The sequence below is a fragment of the Micromonospora echinofusca genome (assembly GCF_900091445.1).
GTDB classification, from domain to species: Bacteria; Actinomycetota; Actinomycetes; order Mycobacteriales; family Micromonosporaceae; genus Micromonospora; species Micromonospora echinofusca.
Window position 1 is genome coordinate 3,718,543 of record NZ_LT607733.1, and the last position, 10,445, is coordinate 3,728,987.

Consider the following 10,445-nt stretch of genomic DNA (forward strand, 5'->3'; position numbering starts at 1 on the left):
CGTATCGGGGTTCGAGGTGTGCGACATGCCGGATCAGGCCGAGCCGAACTCTTCGTCCAGCAGGCTGAAGATCTCTTCGGCGGAGGCCGACTCGAGGCTGGCGCCCTCGTCGGCGGCGGAGTCCGCACCGGACTCGGTGTAGGTCCACAGGGAGAGCAGTTCGCGCAGCCGGGCGCCGACGGCGGCCCGGTCGGTGTCACCGGTGGCGACCGCGCGCATGGCGTGCTCCAGCTTGTTGAGCTCGCCGAGCACCGTCAGCGCGGACGTGCTCCGCTCCGCCAGCAGCGCGCCCCGCAGGTACTCGACCAGCGCGGCCGTGGTCGGCCGGTCGTAGATCAGCGTGGACGGCAGCCGTAGGCCGGTGGCCGCGTTGAGCCGGTTGCGGAACTCGACGGCGGTCAGCGAGTCGAAGCCCAGCTCGACGAAGCCGCGCTCGGCGTCGATCGAGCGGATCGACGCGTAGCCGAGGACGGCGGCGGCGTGGGTGCGGACCAGGTCGGAGAGCACCTGGTCGCGGTCGGCCTCCGCCGTGGCGGCGAGGGTCTCCCGCAGCGCCTCGGCGGGGTCGCGCTCGGCGGCCCGGGCCGCGCCGGTCGCCACCGGGCGGACCAGCGACCGCAGCACCGGCGGCACCGCCGCCGGCCCGTGCCGGCCGATCAACGCGAGGTCCAGGTTGACCGGTACGACCACCGGCTCGGCGAAGCGCAGGGCCTCGCTGAACAGGTCCATGCCCTCCTCGGCGCCGAGCGGGACGAAGCCGCCCCGGTTCATCCGGGCCTCGTCGACGTGCCCGGTCTGCCCGTCGCCGGTGTCGTTGACCCACGGGCCCCAGGCCAGCGAGAGCGCCGGGAGTCCACGGTCGCGCCGATGCTGGGCGAGGGCGTCGAGGAAGCAGTTCGCCGCCGCGTGGTTGGCCTGCCCGGGGCCGCCGAAGAGGCCGGCCGCCGAGGAGAAGAGCACGAACGCGGCCAGGTCCAGCTTCTCCGTCAGCTCGTGCAGGTGCCAGGCCGCGTCGACCTTGGGGCGCAGCACGGTGTCGAAGCGGTCCGGGGTGAGCGCGGGCAGGACGCCGTCGTCGAGCACCCCGGCCGCGTGCACCACGCCGGTCAGCGGCAGGTCGGCGGGGAGCTGGTCGACCAGCAGGGCGAGCGCGTCGCGGTCGGTGACGTCGCAGGCGAGCACCCGGGCGGTGGCGCCCAGCTCGGCCAGCTCGTCGACCAGCGCGGCGACGCCCGGGGCGTCCGCCCCGCTGCGGCTGACCAGCAGCAGGTGCCGTACGTCGTGCCGGGTCACCAGCCGCCGCGCCACGAGCCGCCCGAGCAGGCCGGTCGCCCCGGTCACCAGGACGGTGCCGGCGGCCAGGTCGGGGCCGGACGCCTCGGCCGGGGGCGGTCCGAGCCGGGTCAGTCGGGGCACCCGGAGCTGACCGGCGCGTACGGCGAGCTGGGGTTCGCCGGCGGCCAGGGCCGCCGGCAGCAGCGCGGCGGCCGAAGCGTCGTCGTCGACGTCGAGGAGCACGATCCGGTCGGGGTTCTCCGACTGGGCGGAGCGCAGCAGGCCCCAGGCGGTGGCGGCCGGTACGTCGGCGATCCGCTCGTCCGGGTCGACCCGGACCGCGCCGCGGGTGACGACCACCAGCCGGGCGGCGGTCAGGGCCTCCTCGGCGAGCCACTGCTGGGCCAGCGCGAGCATCCGGTGGGCGACGCGGTGCGCCTGGGCGGCGGGGTGCGGCTCGTCGGCGGCCGGTCCGGCGCAGGTCACCACCACCGCGTCGGGCACGGGGCCGCCCGCGCGCACGTCGGCGACCAGCGCGGAGAGGTCCGGGTGCCGGTCGGTGCCCGGCCAGTCGTCGCCGAGGACGACGAACCGGGGGGTGCCGTCGGCGCGGCCGGCGACGGGGGCGACCCAGTCGAGGCGGTGCAGGGACCGGCTGGCCGAGCGGCGGGCGGCGCTGAGCTGCTCGCCGGAGATGGGCCGCAGGACCAGGCCGTCGACGGAGGCGACCGGGGTGGCGCCGGTGTCGGTGATGGTCAGGGCCACGGACCCGGCGTCGGTGGCGCGCAGCCGGATCCGCAGCTCGCGGGCGCGGGTGGGCCGGATGGTGACGCCCGCCCAGGTGAACGGCAGGCCCGGGCGGATGTCGGGGCCGCCGTCGGGGGCCGGCGCGCCGCCGTCCACGGTGGCGTCGGTGGCGCCGGCCGTGGCGCTGGCGCCGATGGCGTGCAGCGCCGCGTCCATCAGGGCCGGGTGCACCGAGAAGGCCGTGGTGTCGGTGGACGCGTCGGCGTCGAGGGCGACCTCGGCGAGGATGTCCGGGCCCGAGCGCCACGCGGCGCGCAGCGCACGGAAGGCGGGGCCGTAGTGGTAGCCCTGGGCGGCGAGCCGGGCGTAGAGCCCGTCGAGGGCGATCGGCTCGGCGTCGGCGGGCGGCCACACGCCGGCCGGAGCGGGGTCCGGGTCGACGGTGTCGGCGAGCTGGCCGGAGGCGTGCCGCTGCCAGGCCCGGGCGCCGTCGGGCCCGGTGTCGTCGTCGCGCCGGGTGTGGATGGCGACGGGCCGGTGCCCGGTCTCGTCCGGCGGGCCGACGCGGACCCGCAGGTCGATGCCGCCCTCGGTGGGGATCGCCAGCGGCGCCTCCAGGTTCAGCTCGGCGACCGTCGCCGCGCCGGCCTGCCGGCCGGTCCAGGACGCCAGCTCCACCAGGGCCGTCCCGGGCAGCAGCACCGTGCCCAGCACGGCGTGGTCGGCGAGCCACGGGTGGGTGGAGAGGGTGATCCGGCCGGTGAACAGCAGGCCCTCGTCGCCGGGCAGGTCGGCCACCGCGCTGAGCAGCGGGTGGTCGACCACGTCGAGGCCGACGGCGGGCAGGACGGAGCGGTGCGCGCCGGTGCGCTCCAGCCAGTAGCGGTGCCGGTCGAAGGCGTACGTGGGCAGGTCGACCGGCTCGGCCTCGGGCAGCAGCCGGCGGTGCTCCACCGCCAGGCCGAGGGTGTACGCGGTGGCGAGGCCGGTCAGCAGCCGGGTGGCGGCGTCGTCCGGCCCGCAGAGGGTGTCCAAGACGTGGCCGGTGGTGCCGGTCGCGTCGAGCACGGCGGCGACCCGGGCGGCCAGCGCGGGTGCCGGCGAGACCTCCACGAAGGTCACGTGTCCGGCCGCCACGGCGGCGCGCAGGGCGGCGTCGAGCCGCTCCGTTCCCGCGTCCCCGCCGGCGGCCGCCGGAGCACCGGTCCCGAGCGCGGCCCAGTGGTCCGGACCGAGCCCGGCCGGGTCGGTCCAGTCCCCGGTGACGGTGGAGGCCAGCCGGGCGGTCCCGGGCTGCGGCGCGATTCCCGCCAGGGCGGCGCGGAGGCCCTCGGGGTCCAGGTCACCGGCGGCGGCCCGGGCCCGCAGCGCCACCGTGCGGGCGGCGTCGGGCAGGGAGAGCAGGCCCGCGACGCAGGCGGCCACGACCTCGCCGTCGCCGTCGCCGACGACCGCGGCCGGGGTGAGCCCGGCGTGCCGCCAGACGGCGGCGAGCGCCACGCCGACGGCGAACAGGATGGGCCGGGCCAGCTCCGGCCGCTCGGCCCAGGAGGGGTCGGAGCCGGTGAGCAGGGCGGCCGGGTCGACGTCCACCCAGGGGGCGAGGGCCTGCCGGCACTCGGCGAGGGTGTCGTCGAAGACCGGGCAGCGGCCCACCAGGTCGGCCGCCGCGCCCGCCGGGGCGACGGCCGGGAAGACGAGCACCGGGCCCGCGCCGTGGTTGGCGACGGTGCCGGTCACCACGTTGCCGGCCGGGGTGCCGGCCGCGAGGGCGTCCAGGCCGGCCAGCAGCTCGCCGGGGGTGGCGCCGAGCACCACGGCACGCCGGTCGAACGCCGAGCGGGTCGCGGCGAGGGACCAGCCGACCGCCGCCGGGGCGAGGCCGGGGTGCGCGCGCAGGTGCCGGGCCAGCCGGGACGCCTGCGCGGCCAGGGCGGAGGCCGAGCGGGCCGAGACCGGCCAGACCACCGCGTCGGCGGCCAGCAGCCCGGCGGCCGGGGCGGGGGTCGCCTCGGCGTCGCCGGCGGCGTCGGTGTCGACGGCCTGCTCGACGACCACGTGGGCGTTGGTGCCGGAGATGCCGAACGAGGAGACCGCCGCCCGGCGGGGCCGGCCGACCGCCGGCCAGGGCCGGGACCGGGTCACCAGCTCCACGTCGCCGGCCGACCAGTCGATGTGCGGCGACGGGGTGTCCGCGTGCAGCGACGCCGGGACGGTGCCCTCCCGCATCGCCAGCACCATCTTGATCACGCCGGCCACGCCGGCGGCGGCCTGCGCGTGGCCCATGTTCGACTTGACCGAGCCCAGCAGCAGCGGGCCGGCGTCGCCCCGGTCCTGCCCGTACGTCGCGAGCAGGGCCTGCGCCTCGATGGGGTCGCCGAGGACGGTGCCGGTGCCGTGGGCCTCGACGACGTCCACGTCCGTGGTCGTCAGCCGGGCGCTGGCGAGCGCCTGCCGGATCACCCGCTGCTGGGAGGGACCGTTGGGGGCGGTCAGGCCGTTGGACGCGCCGTCGGAGTTGACGGCGGAGCCGCGTACCACGGCGAGGATGCGGCGGCCCTGCCGCCGGGCGTCGGAGAGCCGCTGCACGAGCAGCATGCCGACGCCCTCGGACCAGCCGGTGCCGTCCGCCGTGGCGGCGAAGGACTTGCACCGCCCGTCGGAGGCCAGGCCGCCCTGGCGGGAGAACTCCTGGAACGCCGTCGGGGTGGCCATGACCGCCACGCCGCCGGCCAGCGCCAGGTCGCACTCGCCGCGCCGCAGCGCCGCCCCGGCGAGGTGCAGCGCCACCAGGGACGAGGAGCAGGCGGTGTCGACGGTGACGGCCGGTCCCTCCAGACCGAGGGCGTACGCGACCCGGCCGGAGATGACGCTGTGCGCGGCGCCGGTCATCAGGTAGCCCTCGACGCCCTCGGGGACCTCGGTGAGCCCGGTACCGTAGCCGGAGGTGGAGGCGCCCACGAAGACGCCCGTACGGGTGCCGCGCAGCGTCGCCGGGTCCACCCCGGCCCGCTCCAGCGCCTCCCAGGACGTCTCGAGGGTGAGCCGCTGCTGCGGGTCCATGGCGAGGGCCTCGCGGGGCGAGATCTCGAAGAACGCGGGGTCGAAGTCCGCCACGTCGTAGAGGAAGCCGCCCGCCGGCGGGTGCGTCCCCTCCGCAGGCTCGGGGATCTCCCAGCCCCGGTCGGTGGGGAACGGCGAGATGGCGTCCACGCCGTCGGCGACCAGCCGCCAGAACGCCTCCGGCCCGTCGACGCCCCCGGGGTAGCGGCAGGCCATGCCGACGATCGCGACGGGCTCGTCGGCGTCGACGACGACGGCCTGCGGGGCGTCGGCGGGGGCGGCGCCGGAGACCAGCTCGCGCAGGTGCGCGGCCAGCTCGGCGGGGGTCGGGTAGTCGAAGACCAGCGTGGTGGGCAACCGCAGGCCGGTGGCCGTGTTCAGCCGTCCCCGGAAGTCCACGGCGGTCAGCGAGTCGAAGCCGAGGTCCTTGAACGGGCGGCCGCGCAGCTCGTCGGGGGTGGCGTGGCCCAGCACCGCGGCGGTCTGCTCGTTGACCAGCCGCAGCAGCTCCCGCTCCTGCTCCGCCGCGGGCAACGCCGCGAGGTGGCGCAGCGGCGCGGCGACCCCGCCCGTGGGCGTGGCGGCCTCCTCCTGCGCGACGAGCGCCCGCACCTGCGGCAGGCCGCCCAGGAAGGGGCTGGGCCGGGCCACGGTGAACGCGGGGTGGAACCGGCTCCAGTCGACGTCGGCGACGGTCACGCAGGGCGTCGGGCGACGCAGCGCCCGGTCGAGGGCGACGAGGGCCTTCTCCGGGTCGACGGGCGGCAGGCCCATCCGGTTGAGCTGCTCGGTGGCCACGTTCTCGGCGGCCATGCCGTGCGCGCCGCCCCAGGCCGTCCAGGAGACGGCGGTGGCCGGCAGGCCCCGGTCGCGCCGGTTGACGGCGAGGGCGTCCAGCAGGGAGTTGCCGGCGCCGTAGGCGCACTGCCCGGCACTGCCCCACACGCCGGAGATGGAGGAGAACATGACGAACGCGCCCAGCTCGCGGTCGGCGAGGCACGCGTCGAGGTGCAGGGCGCCGAGCACCTTACCCGCGACGACGTGGGAGAACTCGTCGAGGGTGGTGTCGGTCAGCGGGGTGAGCTGGTCGGTGCCGGCGGCGTGCACGACCGCGGTCAGGTCGGGCAGCGACCCGACCAGCTCCGCCACGGACCGCCGGTCGGTGACGTCGCAGGTGGCGGCGGTGACCCGCCCGTCGGCGCCGTACGCATCGAGCAGGTCCGCCACGGCCGGGGCGGCGGCGCCCCGGCGGCTGGCCAGGACCACCCGCCCGACGCCGCGGTCGAGCAGCCAGCGGGTGACGTGGCCGCCGAGGGCGCCGGTGCCGCCGGTGACCAGGACGGTGCCGGAGCACCAGTCGCCGGCGGACGGCTCGTCCGCCGGCGGCGGGGCCGGGGTGAGCCGCCGGGCCCAGGTCCCGCCGGGTCGCACGGCCACCTGGTCCTCGCCGCCGTGGCCGGTGAGCACGGCGGCGAGCCGCCGGGTGGTGGCGTCGTCGACGGTGGCCGGCAGGTCGACCAGGCCGCCCCAGCGGTGCGGTTGCTCGACGGCCGCGGCGCGGCCGAGGCCCCAGACCTCGGTCTGCAACGGGTGCGGGACCCGGTCGCCCGGGGCCGCCGCCACGGCGCCGCTGGTGACGCACCACAGCGGCGCCACCAGGTCGAGGTCGGTCATGGCCTGGACCAGGGCGAGGGTGCCGGCGGCGGCGAGGGTCACGCCGGGGTGCTCGGGCAGCAGCCGGTCCTGGCCGGCGACCACGGCGAGCACGCCGTCGACACCCCGGCCGTCGACCGTCTCCCGCAGCCGGGCGGCGAGCGCCGCGCGGTCCAGGTCCGCCGCGCCGACGCGCAGCACCAGCGGCTCGGCGTCGCCGAAGATCCCGGCCAGGCCGTCCGCCCACGCCGGCGCGTCGTCGGCGGGCAGCACGACCAACCAGCGACCCGCCGGGGCGTCGGCGTCCTCGACCGGCACGGGCTGCCAGGTGACCTGGTACGACCAACCGTCCACGAGGGAGCGTTCCCGCCGCGACCGACGCCAGGAGGTGAGCACCGGCAGGGCCGGCAGCAGCGCCTGGACCTGCTCGTCGTCGTCGCCCAGCTCGCCGCGCAGGGTGTCGGCGTCCGCCTGTTCCAGGGCGGTCCAGAACTCGTCGTCGCCGTCCGCCGCCACGGTGTCGGGGGCGGCGGGCGGCGGCTCGGGCCAGAAGCGCTGCCGGCGGAAGGCGTACCCGGGCAGCGGCACCCGCGCGGTGTCGGCGCCCGCGTACAGCTGCGCCCAGCCGACCTCGACCCCGCCGACGTGCAGCTCGGCGAGGGCGGTGAGCGCGGACGCGGGCTCGGGGCGGTCGCGGCGCAGCAGCGCCACGGCGGCGGTGTCGTCGTCCGCGCCGGCGGCGGTCAGGACGTCACGGGCCAGCGCGGTGAGCACCCCGCTGGGGCCGACCTCCAGGAACGTACGCACGCCCAGGGCGCGCAGCTGGTCGACGCCGTCGGCGAACCGGACGGCCTCCCGCACGTGCCGCACCCAGTAGTCGGCGGTGCGGATCTCGTCGGGGTCGGCGAGCGCGCCGGTCAGGTTCGACACGATCGGCAGCGCCGGCGGGTGCAGTTCCAGCCGGCGCACCACGGCGGCGAACTCGGCGAGCATGGGTTCCATCAGCGGGCTGTGGAAGGCGTGGCTGACGCGCAGCGGCCTGGTGCGTACGCCCTGGTCGGCCCAGCGGCGTTCGAGTTCCTCGACGGCGTCGGCCGCGCCGGAGACGACCACGGCGGTGGGCCCGTTGACGGCGGCCACGGCGACGCGGTCCTCGACGCCGGCCAGGGCGGCCCGGACGGCGTCGGCGGGGAGCTGGACGGCCAGCATCGCGCCGCCGGCCGGCAGGGCCTGCATCAGCCGGCCCCGGGCCGCGACGAGCGTGGCGGCGTCGGGCAGCGACAGCACGCCGGCCGCGTGCGCGGCGGACAGCTCGCCGATCGAGTGGCCGAGCAGGACGTCCGGGACGATCCCCCAGCTCTCCAGGAGCCGGAACAGCGCGACCTCGACGGCGAACAGGCCGGCCTGGGTGTAGAGGGTCTGGTTGAGCAGCCCGGCGGCCTCGTCGCCCTCGGGCGCGAAGAGCACCGGGGCCAGCGGGCGGGGCAGGTGCCGGTCCAGCTCGGCGCAGACCTCGGCCAGCGCCCGGTCGAAGACGGGGAACGCGGCGGCCAGCTCGCGACCCATGCCGCTGCGCTGCGCGCCCTGGCCGGAGAAGAGGAACGCGAGCTTGCCGCCACGCGGACCGGCGCCGGTGACCAGGCCCGGGGCGTCGCCGCCGGCCGCCAGCGCGCGCAGGCCGGCGGTCAGGTCGGCCCGGTCGGCGGCGAGCAGTACGGCGCGGTGCTCGAGGCTGGCCCTGGTGTGCACCGACGACCAGCCGACGTCGGTCAGCCGCAGCTCGGGGCGGCCGTCGAGCCAGTCGGCCCAGCGGGTGCCCTGCACGGCCAGGGACTCGGCGTCGCGGGCGGAGACCAGCACCGGCACGAGGCCGGCCCCGTCGACGCAGGCGGTGTCGGCGGCGGCCGGCACGGTGCCGGCGTCGGTCGCGGCGGCGGGGGCGTCCGGGGCGTCGGCCGTCGGGGCCGGGTCGGCGGCGGGCGCCTCCTCGATGATCACGTGGGCGTTGGTGCCGCTCATGCCGAAGGAGGAGATGCCCGCGCGGCGGGGCTGCTCCCCGGCGGGCCACGGCCGCGGCTCGGTGGCCAGCGCGACCGCGCCGGCCGTCCAGTCCACGTTGGGGGTGGGCTCGTCGACGTGCAGGGTGGCGGGCACCGTGTCGTGCCGCAGCGCCATCACCATCTTGATCACGCCGGCCACACCGGCGGCGGCCTGGGTGTGGCCGATGTTCGACTTGACCGAGCCGAGCCACAGCGGCCGGTCCGCCGGCCGGCCCTGCCCGTACGTCGACAGCAGCGCCTGCGCCTCGATGGGGTCACCGAGGGTGGTGCCGGTGCCGTGCGCCTCCACGACGTCGACCTGCTCCGGGGCGAGCCGGGCGCTGGCCAGCGCCTGGAGCACGACGCGCTGCTGGGACGGGCCGTTGGGGGCGGTCAGCCCGTTGCTCGCGCCGTCCTGGTTGACCGCGCTGCCGCGTACCACGGCGAGGACGGGGTGGCCGTTGCGGCGGGCGTCGGAGAGCCGCTCGACCAGCAGCAGGCCGGCCCCCTCGCCCCAGGCGGTGCCGTCGGCGGCGGCGGCGAACGACTTGACCCGGCCGTCCATGGCCAGGCCCCGCTGCCGGCTGAAGCCGATGAAGGCGGACGGGGTGGACATGACGGTCGCCCCGCCGGCCAGCGCCAGGGTGCACTCGCCCTGCCGCAGCGCCTGGCACGCCAGGTGCAGCGCGACCAGCGACGACGAGCAGGCGGTGTCGACGGTGACGGCGGGTCCCTCGATGCCGAGCGCGTACGAGATCCGGCCGGATACGACGCTGGCCGCGGTGCCGGTGAGGATGTATCCCTCGGTGCCGGGCGGCGGCTGCTGGAGCAGCCCCACGTAGTCCTGGCCGGTGGTGCTGGCGAACACCCCGACCTGGTGGCCGCGCAGCGTCGAGGGGTCGATGCCGGCGTGCTCGAACGCCTCCCACGAGGTCTCCAGCAGCAGCCGCTGCTGGGGGTCCATGGCGAGGGCCTCGCGCGGCGAGATGCCGAAGAACGCGGCGTCGAAGTCGGTGGCGGAGTCGACGAAGCCGCCCTCGGCGACGTACGACGTGCCGGGGTGGTCGGGGTCCGGGTGGAACAGCCGCGCCAGGTCCCAGCCACGGTCGGCGGGGAACGCGGAGACGGCGTCGCGGCCGGAGTCGACGAGCTCCCACAGCCGCTCCGGCGAGTCCACCCCGCCCGGGAACCGGCAGGCCATGCCGACGATGGCGATCGGCTCGCGGTTGGCCGCCTCAAGCTCGCCGAGCTTCCTCCTGGTCTGGTGAAGGTCCGCCGTCACCCATTTCAGGTACTCCCGGAGCGTATCTTCAGTCGCCATTGACGCCACCTCTTCGGGTCGGAAAGAAACAGCGACCCAATACCGTCCACAGACGCCACAAGCCGCGAAGATCCAAACCCATTCAGCCGACCACGAATTGCCAGACAAATAGCGTTTAAGTCCCCACCAGGTCTTACGCGCCGGACGAAAGGTAATTGTCGCCGGACGGCGGTCACAACCCCTAGCGTGCCCCTACGGGTGCCCCTAGGCGGCGGGGGCGCAGGCTGCGCCGACCCGCCCTGCGAGCGGTCCGGCGCGGCACCCTCGCGGGGTGTGGCCGGGCGGGTGTCCAGGCCCGCCCGGCCACCGGTGTCACAACCGTCGACAACGGCCGTACGACACCATTT

The 10,445-nt window shown here is 77.2% G+C and carries 1 protein-coding gene; it reads right to left on the reverse strand.

Annotated elements, in window-relative coordinates; all coding sequences use genetic code 11:
• Window positions 1-33: 33 nt before the first annotated feature.
• Window positions 34-10,098, reverse strand: a complete 10,065-nt coding sequence (locus GA0070610_RS16030; protein WP_089000787.1) for a type I polyketide synthase — start codon at window positions 10,096-10,098, stop codon at window positions 34-36.
• Window positions 10,099-10,445: the final 347 nt, after the last annotated feature.